The sequence below is a fragment of the Nocardia sp. NPDC055321 genome (assembly GCF_053645575.1).
Genome location: NZ_JBSHMS010000008.1, coordinates 151,860 through 172,804 on the forward strand (window position 1 = coordinate 151,860; position 20,945 = coordinate 172,804).

Annotated in this window: 20 protein-coding genes and 1 pseudogene; 14 read left to right on the forward strand and 7 right to left on the reverse strand. The window is 69.5% G+C overall.

Translation table 11 applies throughout. From position 1 onward, the window contains the following. Positions 1-7: 7 nt before the first annotated feature. The 7 genes from rapZ (at position 8) to ACWIGI_RS15220 (ending at position 7,456) form a co-directional block, all read left to right on the forward strand. A complete protein-coding gene (gene rapZ / locus ACWIGI_RS15190; RefSeq protein WP_454202981.1) occupies positions 8-1,006 on the forward strand; it encodes an RNase adapter RapZ in 999 nt (332 codons plus the stop codon). Then, a complete protein-coding gene (locus ACWIGI_RS15195) occupies positions 1,003-2,049 on the forward strand; it encodes a gluconeogenesis factor YvcK family protein (protein WP_454202982.1) in 1,047 nt (348 codons plus the stop codon). The genes rapZ and ACWIGI_RS15195 overlap by 4 nt, the downstream gene beginning before the upstream one ends. Further along, positions 2,040-3,023 carry a DNA-binding protein WhiA gene (gene whiA, locus ACWIGI_RS15200; protein WP_067564519.1) on the forward strand — a complete coding sequence of 328 codons (984 nt, stop codon included), beginning with the start codon at positions 2,040-2,042 and terminating at the stop codon, positions 3,021-3,023. The genes ACWIGI_RS15195 and whiA overlap by 10 nt, the downstream gene beginning before the upstream one ends. 227 nt (positions 3,024-3,250) lie before the next feature. Then, positions 3,251-4,267 (forward strand): type I glyceraldehyde-3-phosphate dehydrogenase, encoded by a 1,017-nt coding sequence (gene gap, locus ACWIGI_RS15205; protein ID WP_454202983.1) that lies wholly within the window; start codon positions 3,251-3,253, stop codon positions 4,265-4,267. A 5-nt stretch (positions 4,268-4,272) separates the two neighbouring features. After that, positions 4,273-5,484, forward strand: coding sequence for a phosphoglycerate kinase (locus ACWIGI_RS15210; RefSeq protein WP_454202984.1), 1,212 nt, complete (start codon positions 4,273-4,275; stop codon positions 5,482-5,484). 3 nt (positions 5,485-5,487) lie between these two features. Then, on the forward strand, positions 5,488-6,273 hold the full coding sequence (tpiA, locus tag ACWIGI_RS15215; RefSeq protein WP_454202985.1) for a triose-phosphate isomerase: 786 nt from the start codon (positions 5,488-5,490) through the stop codon (positions 6,271-6,273). Positions 6,274-6,640: 367 nt separating this feature from the next. Then, positions 6,641-7,456: an SDR family oxidoreductase gene (locus tag ACWIGI_RS15220; RefSeq protein ID WP_454202986.1), complete on the forward strand. Its 816-nt coding sequence runs from the start codon at positions 6,641-6,643 to the stop codon at positions 7,454-7,456. Here the strand turns inward: ACWIGI_RS15220 and ACWIGI_RS15225 are convergent. Beyond that, a complete protein-coding gene (locus ACWIGI_RS15225) occupies positions 7,453-7,851 on the reverse strand; it encodes a helix-turn-helix domain-containing protein (RefSeq protein ID WP_454202987.1) in 399 nt (132 codons plus the stop codon). The two genes, ACWIGI_RS15220 and ACWIGI_RS15225, sit on opposite strands and share 4 nt — an antisense overlap. An 83-nt stretch (positions 7,852-7,934) precedes the next feature. Here ACWIGI_RS15225 and ACWIGI_RS15230 point away from each other — a divergent pair, with 83 nt between their 5' ends. Together ACWIGI_RS15230 and ACWIGI_RS15235 are read left to right on the forward strand one after the other, a co-directional pair. Then, positions 7,935-8,762 carry a class I SAM-dependent methyltransferase gene (locus tag ACWIGI_RS15230; protein WP_454202988.1) on the forward strand — a complete coding sequence of 276 codons (828 nt, stop codon included), beginning with the start codon at positions 7,935-7,937 and terminating at the stop codon, positions 8,760-8,762. A gap of 76 nt (positions 8,763-8,838) precedes the next feature. Beyond that, on the forward strand, positions 8,839-9,738 hold the full coding sequence (locus ACWIGI_RS15235) for an alpha/beta fold hydrolase (RefSeq protein ID WP_454202989.1): 900 nt from the start codon (positions 8,839-8,841) through the stop codon (positions 9,736-9,738). Positions 9,739-9,813: 75 nt separating this feature from the next. On the opposite strand, the gene ACWIGI_RS15240 is transcribed toward ACWIGI_RS15235, so the two are convergent. Together ACWIGI_RS15240 and ACWIGI_RS15245 are read right to left on the reverse strand one after the other, a co-directional pair. Next, a complete protein-coding gene (locus tag ACWIGI_RS15240) occupies positions 9,814-10,188 on the reverse strand; it encodes a hypothetical protein (protein WP_454202990.1) in 375 nt (124 codons plus the stop codon). A 186-nt stretch (positions 10,189-10,374) separates the two neighbouring features. Then, on the reverse strand, positions 10,375-11,193 hold the full coding sequence (locus ACWIGI_RS15245; RefSeq protein WP_454202991.1) for a TIGR02452 family protein: 819 nt from the start codon (positions 11,191-11,193) through the stop codon (positions 10,375-10,377). A gap of 94 nt (positions 11,194-11,287) precedes the next feature. On the opposite strand from ACWIGI_RS15245, the gene ACWIGI_RS15250 reads away from it, so the two are divergent. The 5 genes and pseudogenes from ACWIGI_RS15250 to ACWIGI_RS15270 all read left to right on the forward strand — a co-directional run bounded on the left by ACWIGI_RS15250 (position 11,288) and on the right by ACWIGI_RS15270 (position 15,887). Continuing rightward, positions 11,288-11,650: an ACT domain-containing protein gene (locus ACWIGI_RS15250; protein ID WP_454202992.1), complete on the forward strand. Its 363-nt coding sequence runs from the start codon at positions 11,288-11,290 to the stop codon at positions 11,648-11,650. A gap of 267 nt (positions 11,651-11,917) precedes the next feature. Continuing rightward, complete coding sequence (locus ACWIGI_RS15255; protein WP_354986408.1) at positions 11,918-12,289, forward strand: BlaI/MecI/CopY family transcriptional regulator; 372 nt, start codon at positions 11,918-11,920, stop codon at positions 12,287-12,289. A 361-nt stretch (positions 12,290-12,650) separates the two neighbouring features. Beyond that, positions 12,651-13,055, forward strand: a complete 405-nt coding sequence (gene lpqS / locus ACWIGI_RS15260) for a putative copper homeostasis (lipo)protein LpqS (protein ID WP_454202993.1) — start codon at positions 12,651-12,653, stop codon at positions 13,053-13,055. A 106-nt stretch (positions 13,056-13,161) separates the two neighbouring features. Then, positions 13,162-14,265 (forward strand): annotated as a pseudogene (locus ACWIGI_RS15265) (PLP-dependent cysteine synthase family protein); the annotation flags it as partial. A 302-nt stretch (positions 14,266-14,567) separates the two neighbouring features. Beyond that, positions 14,568-15,887 carry an MFS transporter gene (locus ACWIGI_RS15270; protein WP_454202994.1) on the forward strand — a complete coding sequence of 440 codons (1,320 nt, stop codon included), beginning with the start codon at positions 14,568-14,570 and terminating at the stop codon, positions 15,885-15,887. A gap of 96 nt (positions 15,888-15,983) precedes the next feature. Here the strand turns inward: ACWIGI_RS15270 and ACWIGI_RS15275 are convergent, their stop codons facing one another. The 4 genes from ACWIGI_RS15275 to ACWIGI_RS15290 all read right to left on the reverse strand — a co-directional run bounded on the left by ACWIGI_RS15275 (position 15,984) and on the right by ACWIGI_RS15290 (position 20,933). Further along, on the reverse strand, positions 15,984-16,946 hold the full coding sequence (locus ACWIGI_RS15275) for a M56 family metallopeptidase (protein ID WP_454202995.1): 963 nt from the start codon (positions 16,944-16,946) through the stop codon (positions 15,984-15,986). A 271-nt stretch (positions 16,947-17,217) separates the two neighbouring features. Continuing rightward, entirely contained in the window at positions 17,218-19,434 is a 2,217-nt protein-coding gene (locus ACWIGI_RS15280) for a thiamine pyrophosphate-dependent enzyme (RefSeq protein WP_454202996.1), read from the reverse strand. Positions 19,435-19,518: 84 nt separating this feature from the next. After that, positions 19,519-20,076, reverse strand: coding sequence for an exonuclease domain-containing protein (locus ACWIGI_RS15285; protein ID WP_454202997.1), 558 nt, complete (start codon positions 20,074-20,076; stop codon positions 19,519-19,521). A gap of 68 nt (positions 20,077-20,144) precedes the next feature. Next, positions 20,145-20,933, reverse strand: a complete 789-nt coding sequence (locus ACWIGI_RS15290) for an META domain-containing protein (RefSeq protein WP_454202998.1) — start codon at positions 20,931-20,933, stop codon at positions 20,145-20,147. Positions 20,934-20,945: the final 12 nt, after the last annotated feature.

Genomic DNA, 20,945 nt, shown 5'->3' on the forward strand with positions numbered 1-20,945 from the left:
GTAGGACATGACGCGCGTCGAAGCCAGCAATAGTGCGGTCGAAAGCAGCAGTACGGCCGACATCGATGATCCACAGTCCACAGTGGCCCGGCGTGCACCATCGCTTCCCGATGGGGTCGACGCTCCGGTCGAAGTCGTTATCGTCACCGGTTTATCCGGCGCCGGACGCGGTACTGCCGCCAAGGTGCTGGAGGATCTGGGTTACTACGTGGCCGACAATCTTCCGCCCGAGCTCATCGGGCGCATGGTCGAGCTGGGGGCGGGTGCGGACCCGCCGATTCGCAAGCTGGCCATGGTGATGGATGTGCGAAGTCGCTTCTTCACCGGAAATTTGTCGGCAGTCACCGAACAACTGCGTGCCGCAGGGGTACGAACGCGCATCCTGTTCCTGGAAGCCTCCGATGATGTGCTGATCCGACGATACGGATTCGCGCGGCGGCGGCATCCACTGCAGAGCGAGAGCGCCGATGGCACCCTGACCGCCGGCATCGCCGCGGAGCGTCACCGGCTCGCCTCGGTGAAGACCGCGGCGGACCTGGTCATCGATACCACCGCGCTGTCCATTCACCAGCTGCACCGCAAGCTGGAGGAGGCGTATGGCGGTGCGGGCCCGACGGCTCTGCAGTTGACAATCCAATCGTTCGGTTTCAAGTACGGAGTACCACTGGACGCCGATATGGTTCTGGATTTGCGATTCCTGCCCAATCCGCATTGGGTCCCGGAACTCCGAGAACAGACCGGACAGGATGCCCCGGTCAGTGAGTATGTGCTGTCGCGGCCGGGTGCCCAGGACTACCTGGGCACCGGACGCCATCTCATCGATCTCACCACCGAGGGCTACCGCCAAGAGGGGAAGCGATACATGACCGTGGCAGTGGGCTGCACGGGCGGTAAACACCGCAGTGTGGCGATAGCGGAGGCCCTGGGTGAGCTACTCGGGACCGACGCGAACCCGGGATCGAAAGACGTGGTTCGCGTGGTCCATCGGGACTTGGGGCGGGAATGACTGCGCGAGAAACGAATCCGGCGATCGTCGCGCTGGGTGGCGGGCACGGGCTGTACGCGACGCTCACCGCGGTGCGCCGGCTGACCCGCAAGATCACCGCGGTGGTGACGGTCGCCGACGACGGCGGATCCTCCGGCAGGCTGCGCGCCGAGCTCGGCATGCTGCCGCCCGGTGACCTCCGGATGGCGTTAGCCGCCTTGGCAGAAGAATCGGACGGAATCTGGGCTCGGGCGGTGCAGCACCGCTTCGGCGGAACCGGTGCGCTCGCCGGGCATTCGGTGGGCAATCTGATCCTGGCGGGCCTGACCGAGGAACTCGGCGATCCGGTCGCCGCGCTCGACGAGGTGGGCCGGGTCCTGCGGGTGACCGGCCGGGTGCTGCCCATGTCGCCGATCGCGTTGACCATCGAGGCGGATGTGGCCGGGCTGGAGGGAGATCCGCGGGTCAGCCGGTGTATTCGGGGCCAGGTCGCGGTGGCGACGACCCCCGGGAAAGTACGCCGGGTCCGATTGATCCCATCCGACCCACCCGCCTGCCCCGAATCAACCTCGGCGATCGAGCATGCCGACGTGGTGGTGCTGGGGCCGGGAAGTTGGTTCACAAGCGTGATACCCCATGTGCTCGTGCCCGATTTGCACGAAGCTCTGTTGCACACGCGGGCTCGGAAGGTGCTGGTGCTCAACCTCGCCGCCGAACCGGGCGAAACGGCCGGATTCAGCGCTGAGCGGCACCTGCATGTATTGTCCCAGCACGCACCGGATTTCACGGTCGACCATGTTCTGGTCGATTCCGGCTCCGTACCCGAGGGTAGGGAACGCGAACATGTAGCAAGAGCTGCCGAACAGCTGCGAGCACGAGTAACCTTCGCTGATGTTGCCGAGGCCGGGACAGACCGGCACCACCCCGGAAAGCTTGCCGCCGCACTGGATCAGGTGATCCGGCAACCTCGGCCGGAATCAGCAGGGCTTCGAGTCGAAGGACGGCATATGGGCCAACGTGTGCGGTCCGGGTTGGGTGGAAAGGAGCGCGTCTCGTGGCGATGACAGCGGAAGTGAAGGACGAGCTGAGCCGACTCACCATTTCACAGGTGAGTTCGCGCAAGGCCGAATTGTCCGCGCTACTGCGGTTCGCCGGTGGATTGCACATCGTCGGTGGTCGCGTGATCGTAGAGGCCGAGGTGGACATGGGTTCCATCGCGCGCCGGCTGCGACGCGAGATCTTCGAGCTGTATGGCTACGGCTCCGACGTGCATGTCCTGGGCGCGGGCGGGCTCCGGAAGACCTCCCGGTACGTAGTTCGGGTATCTAAGGAAGGCGAGGCGCTCGCGCGCCAGACCGGGTTGCTCGATGTGCGCGGACGTCCCGTGCGGGGTCTGCCCGCGCAGGTCGTCGGCGGCAGCATCGGTGACGCCGAAGCCGCTTGGCGCGGAGCGTTTCTCGCGCACGGCTCGCTCACCGAGCCGGGCCGATCGTCGGCGCTGGAGGTGAGCTGCCCCGGACCGGAGGCCGCTCTCGCTCTGGTCGGCGCGGCGCGGCGCATGGGCATCTCGGCCAAAGCGCGCGAGGTCCGCGGCACCGATCGGGTGGTGGTGCGCGATGGCGAGGCCATCGGGGCGCTGCTCACCCGCATGGGCGCCCAGGACACGCGGCTCACGTGGGAGGAACGGCGCATGCGCCGCGAAGTCCGCGCGACCGCGAACCGCCTGGCGAATTTCGATGACGCAAACCTGCGTCGCTCGGCCCGGGCCGCGGTAGCCGCCGCCGCCCGCGTGGAGCGCGCACTGGAGATATTGGCCGACGACGTGCCCGATCATTTGGCCGCCGCCGGCAAACTGCGGGTCCTGCATCGTCAGGCGTCACTGGAGGAGCTCGGTCAGCTGGCCGATCCGCCGATGACCAAAGACGCTGTGGCGGGCCGTATTCGACGCCTGCTGTCCATGGCCGATCGCCGCGCCAAGGAACTCGGGGTGCCGGATACCGAATCCGCCGTCACCGCAGAGTTGTTGGAAGAGGCATGATCGTGTCCTGAAATCGGACATAATGACCTGATGGCGCCGCACCTCGACAAAGGTGCGGTGCCATCGGTGTTTCCACGCACCCCCGCATACCGCCCAGTACGGGCGGTGTCACCTGCTCACAGGCTGCCCCGCGGCCGTGAGAGGGGCCTGTCCGTTACGTTCGCGTGACGGTCTAGGGTGAGGGGTGCAACAGAATAAGTTCCGCGACACAACTGAGGAGCGATAACGTGACTGTCCGGGTAGGGATCAACGGCTTCGGCCGCATCGGACGTAACTTCTTCCGGGCCGTCGAGGCGCTGAAGGCCCTCGGCACCACCGACATCGAGATTGTCGCGGTCAACGACCTGACCGACATCCAGACCCTGGCGACACTGCTGAAGTACGACTCCATCCTGGGTCGGCTGCCGCAGGACGTCTCGGTCGACGGTGACTACATCGTGGTCGGGGAGCAGCGCATCAAGGCGCTCGCCATCAAGGAGGGCCCGTCCGCCCTGCCGTGGGCCGACCTGAATGTCGACGTGGTCGTCGAGTCCACCGGCATCTTCACCGATTCCGCCAAGGCGAAGGGCCACCTGGCCGCCGGCGCGAAGAAGGTCATCATCTCCGCCCCGGCCTCCGGCGAGGACATCACCATCGTGATGGGCGTGAACGACGACAAGTACGACGGCTCGCAGAACATCATCTCCAACGCCTCGTGCACCACCAACTGCCTGGGCCCGATCGCCAAGGTGCTCAACGACTCCTTCGGTATCGAGCACGGCCTCATGACCACCGTGCACGCGTACACCCAGGACCAGAACCTGCAGGACGCCCCGCACAAGGATCTGCGTCGCGCCCGCGCCGCCGCGCTGAACATCGTGCCCACCGGCACCGGCGCCGCCAAGGCCATCGGCCTGGTGCTGCCCGAGCTGCAGGGCAAGCTCAACGGCTACGCGCTGCGCGTGCCGGTTCCGACCGGTTCGCTCACCGACCTGACCGTGGTGCTGAAGAAGGCCGCGACCGTCGACGAGATCAACGCCGCCATGAAGGCCGCCGCCGACGGCCCGCTCAAGGGCATCCTGAAGTACAACACCGATCCGATCGTCTCCACCGACATCGTGACGGACCCGCACTCGTCGATCTACGACGCGCCGCTGACCCAGGTCATCGACAACCAGGTCAAGATCGCCTCCTGGTACGACAACGAGTGGGGCTACTCCAACCGCCTCGCCGACCTCATCGGCCTCGTCGGCAAGTCGCTCTGAGCCCGATGACGATCAAGACTCTCCAGGATCTGCTGACCGAGGGCGTCGAGGGCCGGGGCGTGCTCGTGCGCTCGGACCTCAACGTTCCCCTCGACAACGGTGTCATCACCGACCCGGGCCGCATCATCGCGTCCGCGCCGACCATCAAGGCGCTCGCGGAAGCCGGCGCCAAGGTCGTCGTGACGGCGCATCTGGGTCGCCCGAAGGGCGAGCCGGACCCGAAGCTCTCGCTCGCCCCGGTGGCGGCGCGCCTGGCCGAGGAGCTGGGCCGCAACGTCCAGCTCGCCGGCGACGTGGTGGGCCAGGACGCGCTCGCGCGGTCCGAGGGCCTCACCGACGGCGACGTGCTGCTGCTCGAGAACATCCGTTTCGATCCGCGCGAGACCAGCAAGGACGACGCGCAGCGGGCCAAGCTGGCCAACGCGCTGGTCGAGCTGGTCGGTGACGACGGCGCGTTCGTGTCCGACGGTTTCGGTGTCGTGCACCGCAAGCAGGCGTCGGTCTACGACGTGGCCAAGGTGCTCCCGCACTACGCGGGCGGCCTCGTCGCGGCCGAGACCGAGGTGCTGAAGAAGCTGACCGAGAACGCGGAGCGCCCGTACGCGGTCGTGCTCGGCGGCTCGAAGGTCTCGGACAAGCTGGCGGTCATCGAGGCGCTCGCGCCCAAGGTCGACACGCTCGTCATCGGCGGCGGCATGTGCTTCACCTTCCTTGCGGCGCAGGGACTTCCGGTCGGCGGCTCGCTGCTGCAGGAAGAGATGATCGACACCTGCAAGGGTCTGCTCGAGAAGTACGCCGATGTCATCCACCTGCCCCGGGACATCGTTGTCGCCGACAAGTTCGCGGCGGACGCGGAGTCGAAGGTGGTCTCGGCCAACGAGATTCCGGACGGCTGGATGGGCCTGGACATCGGTCCCGAGTCGACCGCGCGTTTCGGCGCGCTGCTGACCGAGGCCAAGACGGTGTTCTGGAACGGCCCGATGGGCGTGTTCGAGTTCGAGAAGTTCTCCGCGGGCACCCGCGGCGTCGCCGAGGCCATCGCGGTGGCCACCGGCAAGGGCGCGTTCACGGTGGTCGGCGGCGGCGATTCGGCCGCGGCCGTGCGCACCCTGGGCCTGCCGGACGACGGTTTCTCGCACATCTCCACCGGCGGCGGCGCGTCGCTGGAATACCTGGAGGGCAAGGAACTTCCCGGCATCTCCGTTCTGGAGGACTGACTCATGGCACGTAAGCCTCTGATCGCCGGCAACTGGAAGATGAACCTCAATCACCTCGAGGCCATCTCCCTGGTGCAGAAGATCGCGTTCGCCCTGCCGGAGAAGTACTTCGCGAAGGTCGACGTCACGGTGATCCCGCCGTTCGTCGATCTGCGCAGCGTGCAGACCCTGGTCGAGGGCGATCGCCTGCTGCTCACCTACGGCGCGCAGGACGTCTCCACCCACGACGAGGGCGCCTACACCGGCGAGATCAGCGGTTCCATGCTGGCCAAGCTGGGCTGCTCCTTCGTCGTGGTCGGCCACTCCGAGCGTCGCCAGTACCACCTGGAGGACGACGCCACGGTCCTGGCCAAGGCCAAGCAGGCGCTCAAGTACGGCATCACCCCGATCGTCTGCATCGGTGAGGGCCTGGGCGTCCGCGAGGCGCGCACGCACGTCGAGTACAACCTCGAGCAGCTGCGCGGCTCGCTCAAGGGCCTGACCGCCGAGGAGATCTCCCAGGTCGTCATCGCCTACGAGCCGGTCTGGGCCATCGGCACCGGTAAGGTCGCCACCCCGGCCGACGCGCAGGAAGTCTGCGGCGCCATCCGCAAGGAGCTCGCCGAACTGGCGAATCCCGAAGTGGCGGCGGGCGTTCGCGTCCTGTACGGCGGTTCGGTCAACGCCAAGAACGTTGGCGAGCTGGTCGGCCAGACCGACATCGACGGCGCCCTGGTGGGCGGCGCGTCCCTGAAGGGTGACGAGTTCGCCACCCTGTCGGCGATCGCCGCCGGTGGTCCGCTGCCGTAAGGGCCGGCCACACAAGGCAGTACCCGCAGCGCCGGACATCCACGGATGTCCGGCGCTGTGCCTTTCTCACGGCACGTGATCAGTCGTGAAAGGCTCGGACCGGGTGAGATTTACGCAGGACTCGTAGACCTGCGGCGGGAAGCCGCCACGGCTCAGGTGGCTGCACCGTCGATTCCGCTGGAGCTGCCCACGGCGAGCATGATCTCCGCTTCCCTCCGGGCGCGTTCGAAGCATGGCCGAACCATGTCGGTGGCATCGGCGAACCGGTCGTCGAAGGCCGGAAATCTGGCCGTTGTCGTCAAAGGCCGGGGCATCGCGCTGTGGAATAGTCGAGGCGGATTGTCCCGAAGGCGGAGGAGATACGCGCGTGCAGGTTTCCGGCAAGGTGGCCATCGTTACCGGTGCGGGGCGGGGGATCGGGGCGGCGCTGGTGCGGGCGCTGGCCGCCGGCGGGGCGCGGGTCGTCGCCGCCGACATCGACGAGTCCGCGGCGAAAGAGGTCACCGAGCGGGTGAACGCGGAGTACCCGGGGACGGTGGCCGGGGCCGGGGCCGACGTCACCGACAGCGCGCGCATCGCGGAGTTGATCGCGCTGGCCGAGCGCGAATTCGGGCCGGTGGACATGTATTTCGCCAACGCGGGGATCATCGGGGCGCTGGGGCTGGACGCGGACGACGCGGAGTGGGATCGGGCGCTGGGGGTCAACGTCCAGGCGCACGTGCGGGCCGCGCGGTTGCTGGTGCCGGGGTGGGTCGAGCGGGGCGAAGGGTATTTCATCAGCACCGCGTCGGCGGCCGGACTGCTCACGCAGATCGGGTCGGCGACCTACTCGGTGACCAAGCACGCGGCGGTCGGATTCGCGGAGTGGCTGCATATCACCTACGGGGACAAGGGCGTTCGGGTCAGTTGCCTGTGCCCGATGGGTGTCAACACCGAGTTGTTGAACCAGGGGGATCCCGAGGCGGCGGCCGCGCATCCGGTCGCGCGGGCGGTCACGGCGGCGGGCGAGGTGCTCGAGCCGGACGCGGTCGCCGAGGTGACCCTCGCCGCCGTCGCCGAGGAACACTTCCTGATCCTGCCGCATCCGCAGGTGCTGGACATGTACCGCCAGAAGGGGTCGGACTACGACCGCTGGCTGCGCGGAATGCGCAGGTACCAGGCGAGTTTGGGGCTGGGCGACTAGGGCCGGGACCGTGCCGTCGCCGTGGCGAGCAGGCGATTGAAGGTCGGGCAGTCCAGATGCGAGGGATGCGGGCAGGCCGCGGCGTGCCGGAGCGCGTCGCGCATGGCGGTCAGATCGCGGATCGAGCGGTCGAGTTCGTCGGCCTTGGCGATGAGCCGATCGCGATCGATGTCGGGCCGGCCGTCGGGGCCGAACATGAGGGCGATCTCGTCGAGGGAGAAGCCGCCGTTCGCGGCCAGCGTGATCAGCGCGAGGCGGGGCAGGACGGCGGGGTCGTACTGGCGGCGCTGACCCCGGCGGCCACTGCTGGCGATCAGGCCCTTCTCCTCGTAGTACCGCAGGGTCGAGGGCGGCAGCCCGGAGCGTCGCGCCACCTCGCCGATGTCGATGTCCATGGGAACCTTGACCTCAAGCCGACTTGAACTGAGACGCTCGAAGCATCCGATATTTCCGACGCCGACGCAAGGGAGACGAGCCGATGAGTGACGAGCAGGGGCAGCACGAGCGGTGGAACGGACGCGCGGGCAGCGCCTGGGTGACCTCGCAGGCCCTCCTCGACCGGGTGCTGAAACCGTTCGAAGAGATTCTCCTGGAAGGGGTTTCGGGGGAGCGGGTGCTCGATGTCGGCTGCGGCACCGGCGTCACGACGGTGGGGGCGACCCGGATTCCGGGCGTACGCACCTGCGTGGGCCTGGACATCTCCGACCAGATGGTCGCCGCCGCCCGCGAACGGGCGAGTGCCGCGGACAGCCCCGCGACCTTCGTGGTCGCTGACGCGCAAACCTTCGGCTTCGAGCCCGAGGCCTACGACATGGTGATGTCCCGCTTCGGCGTCATGTTCTTCCCGGACCCGGTCGCGGCCTTCGCGAATCTGCGCGCCGCGACCCGTCCCGGCGGCGAACTGCGCTGCATCGCCTGGCGCGACGCCACGGAGAACCCGTTCATGACCACCGCCGAACGGGCCGCCGCGCCCCTGCTGCCGGGGCTGCCGGTCCGCATTCCCAACGCCCCCGGCCAATTCGGTTTCGCCGACGAGGATTTCGTGCGGAAGATCCTGGCCGAGAGCGGCTGGACCGACATCGACCTGCGGCCCATCGACACCGAATGTTCCTTCGCCGAAACGGATCTGACCCGCTACGTCACGCAGCTGGGTCACGTCGGGATCGCCCTGGCCGGGGCGGACGAGCAGACCCGGGATCGCGTGGTCCCCGTCGTCCGCGCCGCGTTCGAGCCGTTCGTTGTCGGCGACGAGGTCCGCTTCGCCGCCGCGTGCTGGCTGATCCGGGCCCGAAATACCGACTCCTGACCTGGTCGGAGACGCTTCCCGGACCTTGATGGTATGCCCATACCAATTACATGATATGTTCGTACCATCAAAGTTGATGAAGGGGAGAGCGATGGCGGACAAGATCGGGCGGTTCAATAACGACGAGGCGCGCGCGGCGCACGACCGCGCGTACGACGAGCTGGAGGCGCTCTGGCCGCTGCCCGCCGAGCGCTACGACATTCCGACCCGGTTCGGCTCGACCCACGTGCGCCGCTCGGGATCGGGCACGGGAGCGCCGATAGTGCTGCTGCATCCCTTCCCGGGCAACGGCCTGTACTGGCACCGCTTCATCGAGGCGTTCGCCCGCGATCGCACCGTCTACGCGCTCGACACCATCGGCGCGGCCGGCCGCACGATACAGACCGCGCCGGTGGGTGAGCGGAACTTCGCGGTGTGGTTCGACGAGGTCATGGCCGGTCTCGGTGTCGAGCGGGCGCACGTGGTGGGATATTCGCAGGGCTCGTGGACCGGATCGATCATCGCCCTGCACGGTTCGCGGCGGCTGGCGAGCCTGTCGCTGATCGAACCCGGCGTCTTCACGAAGATGAAACTGCGGGTGCTGTTCAAGGTGATCCGGCTCAGCGCCCGCCCGACGGACGCGAATCTGCGGAAACTCAGCGAGTGGCTCACCCCGGGCAGCCGCATCGACGACAAGACCATGGCCTGCCTGAAAACCGCCATCGGCTACCGGTCCACGGTCGGCTGGCCGCGGGTGTTCGACGATGCCGAGCTGCGGTCGATTTCCACGCCGACACTGGCGATCTTCGGTAGCGAATCACTGGGATGCGACCCTCGGCGATCGGCCGAACGGATCGCCGAGCATCTCCCGCACGGGGAGTCCGAGATCTATCCCGGCATGGGACACGCTGTGCTGGACCAGATTCCGGAGCGGGTGATTCCCCGCATCCTGTCCTTCATCGCCCAGCACGATCACCTGCCCGCCGGCCGCGCCTGACGGCGAACCGCCGGGGGAGCCGCTCACCCGGAACCTCCGAGGGGTGAAGGTTCCGGGCGAGCGCTCGGGGTTCGGCTAGGACGAGCCGGTGCTGCCGAAAGAACCGGACCCGCCCGATCCGGTGGTGGTCGTGGTCTTCAGCGTCCAGGTACCGCAGCCCGCGGTGTAGAAGGCGATGTCGGTGGACTTGATCTCCACGGTGACCTTGCCGTTGATCGCGCCGCCGCTCTCGAGGGTGGCGGTCACGTCCGGGGTGATGGCGTTCAGTCGCGCCCAGGCGCAGACGGTCGCGGCCGTGGTGGTGGTGTAGACGCCGGGCTGGATGTCGACCCCGACCAGGAAGGTCGCGTCGATGTCCATGATTCCGGTGGTGGCCGACGCGGGCGCCGCGGCCGCCATCAGGGCCGCGGCGGTCAGGGCTATTCCGTTGGCCAGCAAGGCATTGCGCATGGGTTCGGTTCCTTTCGGCGGAGCCGCGCCGAGCGGGTCCGGTCCGGCCGGGCGCCGGTGGGGAGGACCGGCGCCCAACAAGTGAAAATTGAGTGTTTCGGAGGCTAGTGGCTCCGGATACGCGATGCGGCGGTTTCACGCATCCTCGTGATCACCTGCGCGGAGCGTGCCGCCCGTGGTATCCGATCATCCTGCGCGCGTACCGAATCGAGCATCGAACGCGGTCCGGTTCGCGGACTTCTCCTTGCGATCCCACACCGCGAAGACCACCCGTTCGAAGCCTGCGCCGTGCCTGCGCAGGGCGAGATCGAACGCCTCGGCCACCTCGGCCGGGTCGTTGGCGAACACCCCGCAACCCCACGCGCCGAGGACGAGATCGCGCACCCCGTGCCGGGCGGCGATGGCGAGCACCCGATCGGCGCGTTCGATCAGCACCTCGCGCACCGGCACCGGTGCTCCCGCGCGCAGGGCCAGTTGGCCGGCGTTCGGGGCGGGTGAGGTCAGGAACGACACGGAGAAGGGCGCGGCCAGCAGTTCGTTGTGCCGATCCCGGATCACCGGGACCTCCGGCGAGAAGATCACGCGATGGCTGTAGCGCAGGTCGGTGGACGCCCGGTGTGCCGCATAGTAATCCGGCGCCTCGAGCAGCGTGCGGTACAGCAGCGCGCTGCGGCACACGTCTTCTTCCTGCGCCCGTGCGCCGCGCAGGTAGCCGCCGCCGGGATTGCGGGCGGAGGCGAAATTCAGTACCGCGACGGCGGTTCCGCCGGAGTCGACCAGGCGACGCGCCGCCTCGATGCTGCCCTCGCCGGTCACCTCGGGTGTCCCGCGGAACGGTCCGCGGGCGGTGGTGTTCACCGCGTCGTCCGGGGTGTACGACACCGTGCCCGCGCGGGCGGCCGCCAGCGTCGCGGCGATCTCGACCTCGATCCCCGCCGGTGTCCGGTATCCGCCGCGATCCGCGATCTCCTCGTTCTGCGCGGCAAGGTATTTGGGACTGCTCATGCCGGTGACCGTACGGACATCGGTCGCACCCGTCACCCGAATTTTGGTCGCATCTACTAAATCTCCGTGCGGCGGCGGCGATTACGATGCCGCTATGACCCGCACCCAGCGTTTGCGCATCGTCCCGTCGCAGTTCGCGGTGGAGCACCTGCCGAATTCGACCTTCCCCGAAGACGACGAGTGGATCGCGCTGGTGCGAGCGCCCGAGGGGCTCACCGTGATTCGCGAGTGCCCGCCGTGGATCGACGCCGAGCGCTGGAAGGGCTTCTACAGCGACGGCGGGCACGCGGTCGATACGCCGGGCATGCTTGCCTCGCTCATCACCCCGCTGGCCGAGTCGCAGATTCCGGTGTTCGTGGCCTCGACCTATCACGCGGATCTGGTGCTGGTTCCCGAACAGCGGCTCACCGAGGCCGCGGACGTGCTGCGCGCGGCGGGGCATCGCCTGCCCGACTGATCCGGCCGGCGCTCGCGTGCGCGAGCCCCGCTGCCTCGGCGAACGCCCTGCGCGGCGCGTGTGTCGCCGAGTTGCGCGGCGGGCGGGTCGGGTGCACGATATTACGGTCTACGTACGTAGGACGTACTCGAACGGGTATGTCCTACGCACCTGGGCAAGTGCTCGAGTGCGTGCCGGCGCACCCCTACGATCAGGAACTACGCAACTGGCCAGTTGGCTGGCACACGGTGCGCGTCCGGCGCGCCGTGAGGTGAGGAGACATGAGAAGTGGGAGCGCGAGGCTTCGGTGAACTGGAAGCGGTCGTGATCGAACGGATCTGGGACCGCGCCGAGAAGACGACCGTGCGCGAGGTGTTCGACGGGCTCGCCGCCGAACGCGACATCGCCTACACCACGGTCATGTCCACCATGGACAATCTGCATCGCAAGGGCTGGCTCGAACGCGAGCGGGTCGGCAAGGCGTACCACTACTGGCCCACGCTGACCCGTGAGGAATACAGCGCGCGGCTCATGCGCGAGGCCCTCGGTAGCGGTGGCCGCTCGGAATTGGTGCTCGCGCACTTCGTCGAGCAGATGAGCGCGGAGGAATCGGAAGGGCTGCGCACCGCGCTGCGCAAACTGGCCCGCAAGCGCGACTGATCGCGTGCGTCCCGGCGCGCGCCCGGGAATGACGCCGAACGTCGGGCCGTACCGGCCGGTCGAAGGAGTGTGGCGCCCGGACATCGGGTCGAACTCGTGCCCGTGGATCGGGCCGGCGTCATGTCCGGACATCGCCGCTCGACGGCCCGCGCGCCGACGACGGCCGTGCCTGTCATCGCGCCTCCCGTCGGTACCGTCGCGCGTTCGAGTGTGATCGTGGACTCGCTCACACGGTTCGAACTAAGTACGTACGGAGATAGTAGATTGTTTCGGAGGGATGTCAATCAGGTTGCCCGCACGCACCTGATCCGACCGAAAAGACCGCTGGTCCAATCGTATTCGTGACGGGAAGGGAGAGCCGGTGGCTGCTGTGCCGCACATCCGGCGCGACCTGTTCGTTCTCGGAGCCCTCGTGGTCGCGATGCTGTTCGCGGCCGGGGCGGTCGCCGACTGCATGCTGCTGCGCCCGCACGGGCACACCCACGAACCGGTCGTCAGCGTGTCGGCCGCGCCGAGCGGGGCCGGAACGGTGGCGCCGGCCGCCGATCATTGCCCGCCGGCACAGTGGCACTGTGACAAGGCCACCCTGCCCGGCACCGTGGCCGCCGCCCCCTCGGCGACCGCGCCCGCGCAGCCCGCGGCGGTGCTCGTCCTGCCGGTGCTGTTGCTCGCGCTCCCCGGCGGGTCCCGCGGCCCGCCCCGGGCCTCGTGCGCCATCGTCAGCGGCCGAATGCTGTTGACGCGCCTGTGTATCGCCCGACGCTGATCGGTCAGCGCCAAGCCGGTGTGTGTTTCCCACCGGCCGGTGTTCGCTGCCCGCGCACGTCACGACCGTCCCCGCGGGGACGGTTCCGATACCGAAAGCGACTCTCATGGACAAGCTTCTGCACGGCCCGTCGGCCCGATTCGGTGGCACGGCCGAGGATTTCGTGCTCGCCGCGCCCCACGCCGCCCGCGCGCCGCGCGCCCTGGTCGGCAACACCCCGCTGCTGTGGGTCGGGCAACCCTTCGCCTCGGCGGGTCGGGGATTCTGGGCCAAACTCGAAGGCTGCAATCCGGGCGGGATGAAGGATCGCCCGGCCCTGCACATGGTGCGCCGCGCCGTGGCGCGCGGCGATCTCGCCCCGGGTGCACGCATCGTCGAATCGAGCAGTGGCACACTGGGTTTGGGACTCGCGCTGGCCGGCCTGGTCTACCACCACCCGGTGACCGTGGTGACCGATCCCGGTCTGGAACCGATGGTGGCCCGCATGCTCACCGCCTACGGCGCGCAGGTCGAGCTCGTGAGCAGCCCGCATCCCACCGGCGGCTGGCAGCAGGCCCGCCGCGACCGGGTCGCCGAACTGCTCGCCGCCGAACCCGGGGCCTGGTGCCCCGACCAGTACAGCAATCCCGACAACGTCGACGGCTATGAGTCCCTGGCGCTCGAGCTCCTCGAACAGCTCGGCGGCGTGGACGTCCTGGTGTGCGCGGTCGGCACCGGCGGGCATTCGGCCGGCGTGGCCCGTGTGCTGCGCCGCCACAACCCGGCGCTGCGCCTGATCGGGGTGGACACCGTCGCCTCCACGATCTTCGGCCAGGACGCGGGCCCCCGCCTCATGCGCGGTCTCGGCTCGAGCATCTACCCCGGCAACGTCGACTACGCCGCCTTCGCCGAAATCCATTGGGTGGCACCGTCCGAAGCGGTGTGGGCGTGCCGGACCCTGGCCGCCACCCACCACGCCAGCGGCGGCTGGAGCGTCGGCGCGGTGGCCCTGGTCGCGGGCTGGGCTGCCCGCACCCACGCCCCCGGCACCCGTGTCGCCGCCGTCTTCCCCGACGGCCCGCACCGCTACTTCGACACCGTCTACAACGACGCCTACTGCCACGAGCACGGCCTGCTCGACGCGCCCCCGCCCACCACCCCGGACCGGATCGCCCACCCCCGCGAACGCCAGGTGACCTCCTGGACCCGCTGCGCGACGGTCGTCGACCCCGGCGCCGGTGCGGCCGAACGGGATTCACGCGGCGGTGCCCCGATCACCCCCGTACCGCTCGCAGCGGCCGGCGGCGCCGCCGGGGCGGTCAACGGGGAGGCGGTGCCGGAGCGCCCAACCTCTAGGACAAGGGCGAGAGATGCGGTGGAGGACGCCCGCGCAATCGCGGGGGATTCGAATGCCGCTGTTGTGCAAAGCAATGCGGCGGACGTCGCGCGACCTACCCTCGGTGGCGCGAGCGGATCGCGGTCCGAGCCCGAGCGCCGTGCGGACTCGAGCGCGCGCCGAGTGGGTGATCCGCGGTGAGCGTCCTGACCAAATTCCGGGGGTTCGACACCGCGGCACAGCTGCTCATGGTCAATCAGTTCGGGATCAACCTGGGCTTCTACATGCTGATGCCGTACCTGGCCGGATACCTCGCGGGGCCATTGGGTCTGGCGGCCTGGGCGGTCGGACTGGTGCTCGGGGTGCGGAACTTCTCGCAGCAGGGCATGTTCCTGGTCGGCGGCACGCTCGCCGACCGGCTCGGGTACAAGCCGCTCATCGTGGCCGGATGTCTGTTGCGCACCGGCGGATTCGTGCTGCTGGCCTTCGCGTCCTCGCTGCCCGCGCTCCTCATCGCCTCGGCGGCAACGGGATTCGCGGGGGCGCTGTTCAACCCCGCGGTGCGGGCCTACCTCGCGGCCGAGGCGGGGGAGCGGCGGGTCGAGGCGTTCGCGGTGTTCAACGTCTTCTATCAGGCCGGGATCCTGGCCGGTCCGCTCGTCGGGCTCGCGCTGCTGTCGGTCGACTTCCGGGTGGTGGCGACGTCGGCCGCCGCGGTCTTCGCGCTGCTGACGATCGCCCAGCTGTTCGCGCTGCCCGCCCGCCGGGGCGCCGAAGCGCCGGGTGCGTCGGTGCTGGCGGACTGGCGCACGGTGGTGGCCAATCGCCCGTTCGTACTGTTCTCCCTCGCCATGATCGGCTCGTACGTGCTGTCGTTCCAGGTGTACCTGGCATTGCCGCTGCAGGCCGAGTTCATCGCGGGCGCGAACGCGCAGACGGTCACCTCGGCGGTGTTCGTCATCTCCGGGGTGGTGGCCGTGGCCGGACAGCTCCGTATCACCGGCCTGCTGCGCTCGCGCTGGGGTTCGGGCCGTGCCCTGGTCGCCGGTATGACGGTGCTGGCGCTGTCGTTCCTGCCGCTGGCGATCGCGCCGACGGCGACGGTGTTCGGCGCGGCCGCCGCGATCACCGCGCTGCTGATCACCGCCGCGCTGCTGGCGGTCGGGACGGCGGCGGTCTTCCCGTTCGAGATGGACACCGTGGTGGCCCTGTCCGGCAATCGCCTGGTCGCCACCCACTACGGTTTCTACAACACCGTCGTGGGGGTGGGCATCCTGTTCGGAAACCTCGCCACCGGTGCGGTATTCGGCGCGGCCCGGGACGCGGGGGCGACGTGGGCGGTATGGATCGGCCTGGCGGTGATCGGGGCCCTCGCGGCTTTCGCGCTGCATCTGCTCGACCGGCGCACGCCCGCCGTACCGGTCGAGCAGGCCGATCCGATCACCGATCGCTTCCCGGTGGTCGCCGATCCCGACACGCTCCGGCTCCCGGTGTTCACCGGCGAACGGAGACGCTGACTCGAGCGGGCCCGGGGTGCCCGGCCCGCGCTGCCCGAGCTACCGAACGGGCAGCGCATCCGATACCGCTGCGGCGGTATCGGTTCCGGCCGCGTCTCAGTTGATGGGGTCGCAGATGGTGAGCCCGACGATGGCCGTCAGCACCGCGGCCAGCGGCACGAGCGTCGCCGTGCCCGCCGCCGCGGCCAGGGCGAGCCGTTCCCGGAACCGGGTGGCCGCCGCGGCGGGCGCGGCCAGCCGTTCCACCCGGCTCGCCAGCCCGACCTCGGCGGCGCCGAGCGCCCCGGCCGGGCCGGTGGCGATGCCGGACAGGGTCAGCAGCGCCTGTAAGACCGTGCCCCGGCCGTGAATTCGCGCCGAGACGTCGTCGGCGATCATCTCGAGCAGGCGCGCCACCTCGTGCTCGCCCAGGACGAACAGCGAGATCCGCGGCATGGCCGTGGACAGCCCGCGGGTCAGCGCGAGGATCAGATGATGCCGCCCGGCCAGGTGCGCGCGCTCGTGGCTGAGCACCGCGTCCAGGTGCCGATCGTCCAGGGCACTCAGGACGCCCCGGCTCACCACCACCGTATGTGGTTTGCCCGCAACGCAATACGCGGCGGGCTCGTCCACCGGCAGCACCACCGCGTCCAGTTCGGGATGATGGCGCCCGGCCAGCCGGGCCATGCGCGCGTGCTCGAAGGTCAGCCTGCGCGCCCGCAGCAGCGAGTTGCTCACCCGCGCGGCCAGGACCCCGGCCGCCAGGGTCGAGACCCCGGCCAGCCCCAGCAGGCCCGCCTGCACCGGTGCGCCGTACGCACCGAGCGCGGCGTCGTGCAGATGCACCATGCAGGTGTCGAGGAACCGCTGCGGGACCGTGGTGAGGCGGTGCGTGGCCAGATCCAGCACCAGCATGAACAGGGCGACCACCCACGCCAGCACGGTCGACCCCAGCGCGGCCAGCCAGGCCGCCAGCGCCACGCGCGGGGTCGCGCCCCCATGTCCGGCCCGGCACAGCAGCCGCGGCGCGAGCACCGCGACGGCGAATCCGTAGAGCAGTAGACATGCCGCGACCGTCAATGCTTCCCCTGCCGTAGAGCCCGCCCCATTGCGTTCCTCCTCGAATCGGCCCGAGTGTACGTAGCGATCCTGAGCGGATCCTTACCGCGCGATGAGTTGCGATTCGCGCCCATTGTCCGGTAATACTATCTACGTACGTAGAACGTAGATAGCTTGTGTCGTCCCCTCAACGGCACAGGGGCGCCGACCGGACCGGCGTCGCCGACGAGCGGCCGGGGTGTAACCCTCCATCAGGCTCCGCCCGCTCGTCGCACACCCCTCCGGCGCCCGCTCAGCGCGCCGCGAGCAGTGCGTTCGCCGCCGCCTCGATCCGCTCCTCGTCCAGCAGCACCGTCCCGGCCGCGGGCCCGAGCGGGACGAAACTGTCCTCGCTGGTGACCCGCGCCACGCGCCCGTCGAAACCGGCGTCGACCAGCGCCGCGCACACCGCCTCGGAAACCCCGCCGCTGCGCCGGGTTTCGTCGGCGATGAGCACGCGCCCGGTGGCGCGGGCGCAGTCCAGCAGATCCTCGATCGGCAGCGGGGCGAGCCAGCGCAGGTCCAGCACCCGCGCGTGAATGCCGCGCTCGGCGAGCCTGCGGGCCACCCGCAGGCTCATCGGCACCCCGTTGGCGAAACTCACGATGGTGAGGTGGGTGCCGCTGCCGTGTACCCGTCCCTGCCCGATCTCGGCGTGCCGGACGCCGGAAACCGGTGCGAGCCAGCCGTTGTCGCCGTCGCGGTACAGATCGCGGGTGTGATAGAGCGCGATCGGCTCGAGGAACACGCACACCCGCCCATCCACCCGCGCCGCCGACACGCACGTGCGCAGCATGGCCGCGGCGTCGTCCCCGCGCGCGGGCGAGGCGATCACCACGCCCGGGATATCCCGCAGCGCGGCAAGGGAATTGTCGTTGTGGAAGTGTCCGCCGAATCCCTTCTGGTAGGCGTAGCCCGCGATCCGGACGACCAGTGGATTGCGATAGCTGCCCGCGGAGAAGAAGGACAGCGTCGCCGCTTCGCCCCGGACCTGATCCTCGGCGTTGTGTACGTAGGCCAGGTACTGGATCTCCGGAATCGGCACGAACCCCGCCAGACCGGCGCCCAGCGCGGTGCCGAGCACACTCTGTTCGTCCAGCAGCGTATCGAATACCCGGCGGACCCCGAAGCTCTGCTGCAGCCCCTTGGTGACCCCGTAGACCCCGCCCTTGCGGCCGACGTCCTCACCGAACACGAGCACGTCCGGATCACGCGCCAGCAGTTGCCCGAGCGTGTGATTGACCGCCTGCGCCAGGGTCAGCTGCTCGCCGGTGTCGGCGCCCGGGCGGTGTCCGGCGCGCTCGGGCTCGGGCCCGGTCCGCAGTACATCGGTGCGCACCACCGTGGGACGGGACGGGGCCAGGGTCGCCATGACCGCGGCCGCGGTGGTGAGTTTGCTTTCGCCCCGCGCCTTTTCGGCGGCGGCACCCACGCGGTCCCCGATATCGGTGTAGCGGCACAGGATTTCCCCGGCGGTGGCGATTCCCGCGCCGATCAGCAGCCGCGCGGTCGCGGTCACCGGATCGCCGCGCAGATCGGTGGCGATATCGGCCGGGCGGCGATAGGCCGACTCGACATCGGAGCCCGCGTGCCCGAGTAGGCGCACGGTGCGCAGCCGCAGGAACGCGGGTTTGCGTTGCGCCCGAACCCAGTCCGCGGCCTCGCCGGCCACGGCCAGGGCCGCGGGCAGATCCGCGCCGTCGGCCTCGAAGTACCGCAGGCCGGGCCGGGAGCCGTAGGCGTGTTCGATCCACTGGCGCGGGGTGGGCACGCTGATGCCCAGTCCGTTGTCCTCGCACACGAACAACACCGGCATGGGCACACCCTGGTGGGCGGTGTGCACGGCGGTGTTGATGGCCCCGGCGGCGGTGGAGTGATTGGCCGAGGCGTCCCCGAAACTGCACACCACCACCGAATCCTCCGGCCACTCGCACGGGACCCCGAGTCGCGCGGCGTGTTCGATGGCGAAGGCCAGCCCGGCCGCGCGCGGGAGATGCGAGGCGATCGTGGAGGTCTGCGGGATGACATTGGCGGCCTTGCTGCCGAAAACCTTGTGCCGCCCACCGGAAATCGGATCGCCGATCGCCGCGGTGACCCCCAGCAGGACATCCCGGATCGGGTCCGGTCCGGGGACCTGGCGGGCGCGGTGCACGAAGAAGGCGGCCGAACGGTAGTGCAGCAGAGCCGGATCCGTGGCCCGCAGCGCGGCGGCGACCGCGACGTTGCCCTCGTGCCCGGAGGATCCGATGCTGTAGTACCCGTGCCCGTCGCGGGTGAGCTGCCGGGCGGCGAGGTCGAGGTGGCGCGCGGTGGCCTGGGCGTCGAACAGCTCCAGGTACTGCGCCCCGGTGCGCGGATCGCCCGGGGCGAACGGGTCCTGTTGCGGGCGTGCGACACCGGCTCTGGCCGCCGCTACTTCGGCTCGGAACCACGCATCGAGTTCGGCTTCCCGCTCGTTGATGTTCCCCACCTCCCGTATGTCCCAAATGTCACTTAAGCCGGGCCTCAGAGTAAATGTGGAACGCCGATCCCCACGGGAACCGGGACCTGTCGGCTAGTCGGCGGGCCACCCACTCTGTTCCATCATGTCGGCGATGAGGGCCGCGATGTTCCACGCGTCGTCATCGCCCCGGTGATGGGTGCCGATCAGGGGCAGTCCGGCCGCGCCCAGGGCCTCGGCCATGCCGAACCGCCGCCGGGTGCGGCGGGAGGCGGAGAACGCCGCCTTCGCGTTGGTGTGCCTGCTGCCGAAGGGATATCGCACCCCCGTGGCCGCGCACTGGCGCTCGAACTGTTTGCGGTCGTAGTCGCCCCAGCTCGCCCACGGGCGGGAATCGGCGCGAAACTCGGTGCGCAGCAGCGCGCACGCCTCGGCGAAGGTGACGCCGGTGGCGACCTGTTCCGGGGTCAGGGTGGTCAGCCGGGTGCAGAACTCGCTGACGGTGGAGCGTTCGGGCCGCACCAGGATGCTGTGCTTGGCCACTCGCTCCCGGGTGCGCGTGTCCAGGACGCAGAGGCCGATCTCGATGATCTCGTTCGGCATGCCGGGCGGGTTCTGTCCTTCCCAGCAGGTGGCCTCCACGTCGACCACGTTCAGAAGATGCGTGTCCATAGCGGCGGACGGTACCCGCCGATTCCCACCCGGCGACAGCGGTTTTCGGTCGCCGGGCGGGCGCGGGACTACTCCGCGCGGAACTTCAGCCCGGTCCCGTTCGCGGTGTTGCGCAGGGTCAGGGTGTCGGAATCGATGGTGGCGGTGGTTTTTCCGTTCAGCGCCTCGAGGACCTGCTGCTCGACCTCCATGATCGCCGCGTCGCACATCATCTTGGTGGTGCCGATGCCCTCGAAGCTCACCTCGTCGCCCGCGACCGCGGCCTTGCCGACCATGCGGTTGCAACCCGCGCTGCCCGAGACCGCGCCGTCCGGGGCGATGGTCAGGGTGGGACGAGCCTCGTCCAGGGCGACCGAGCGCACCTCGGCCTCGGGTCGCAGCAGCGCGGTGACGACCCAGGTCGTCCCGGCGAGCGGCCGGTCGGGCTGGGCGACCTTGCGGTCCAGCAGCTTCACCGTCAGGCCGTTGCCGGTGAGGGTGAGATCCGGGCCGTCGAGCGTCCAGTCCGGGCCCGAACGCAGCAGCCCGTCCATCCACTCGTCCGCCCCGGCGATGTCGCCGGGGCAGCCCATGAGGGTGGTGGCCATCTCGCCCACCGTCAGCGTGTGGCCGTCGATGGTCACCGGGCCGGAGGCGGTGTTGCAGCCCACGGTCGCGGTGACCCGGTTGTCGGCGAAGGTCAGGGTCAGCGGGCCGCCGCCGGGAATGGGCGTGCCCGTGACCTCGGTGGAGACGTAGGCCTTGCCCATGGGTGTTTCGGCGGGCGGTGTGTCGTCCTCGGCGGCGGACGAACACCCGGCGAGCGCGGCCACGGACGCGGCGAGCAGCACGCCACACCATCTGTGAGTTGCTGACATGTAGCCGATCGT

What these genes read in the sequence shown, in the direction of transcription:
- ACWIGI_RS15285 (WP_454202997.1), bottom strand. Translation starts at nt 20,076, where the DNA reads ATGGACACGCATCTTCTGAACGTGGTCGACGTGGAGGCCACCTGCTGG.
- ACWIGI_RS15225 (WP_454202987.1), bottom strand. Translation starts at nt 7,851, where the DNA reads ATGGACATCGACATCGGCGAGGTGGCGCGACGCTCCGGGCTGCCGCCC.
- rapZ (WP_454202981.1), top strand. Translation starts at nt 8, where the DNA reads ATGACGCGCGTCGAAGCCAGCAATAGTGCGGTCGAAAGCAGCAGTACG.
- ACWIGI_RS15250 (WP_454202992.1), top strand. Translation starts at nt 11,288, where the DNA reads ATGACCCGCACCCAGCGTTTGCGCATCGTCCCGTCGCAGTTCGCGGTG.
- ACWIGI_RS15240 (WP_454202990.1), bottom strand. Translation starts at nt 10,188, where the DNA reads ATGCGCAATGCCTTGCTGGCCAACGGAATAGCCCTGACCGCCGCGGCC.
- ACWIGI_RS15290 (WP_454202998.1), bottom strand. Translation starts at nt 20,933, where the DNA reads ATGTCAGCAACTCACAGATGGTGTGGCGTGCTGCTCGCCGCGTCCGTG.
- tpiA (WP_454202985.1), top strand. Translation starts at nt 5,488, where the DNA reads ATGGCACGTAAGCCTCTGATCGCCGGCAACTGGAAGATGAACCTCAAT.
- ACWIGI_RS15195 (WP_454202982.1), top strand. Translation starts at nt 1,003, where the DNA reads ATGACTGCGCGAGAAACGAATCCGGCGATCGTCGCGCTGGGTGGCGGG.
- ACWIGI_RS15235 (WP_454202989.1), top strand. Translation starts at nt 8,839, where the DNA reads ATGAAGGGGAGAGCGATGGCGGACAAGATCGGGCGGTTCAATAACGAC.
- ACWIGI_RS15230 (WP_454202988.1), top strand. Translation starts at nt 7,935, where the DNA reads ATGAGTGACGAGCAGGGGCAGCACGAGCGGTGGAACGGACGCGCGGGC.
- ACWIGI_RS15245 (WP_454202991.1), bottom strand. Translation starts at nt 11,193, where the DNA reads ATGAGCAGTCCCAAATACCTTGCCGCGCAGAACGAGGAGATCGCGGAT.
- ACWIGI_RS15210 (WP_454202984.1), top strand. Translation starts at nt 4,273, where the DNA reads ATGACGATCAAGACTCTCCAGGATCTGCTGACCGAGGGCGTCGAGGGC.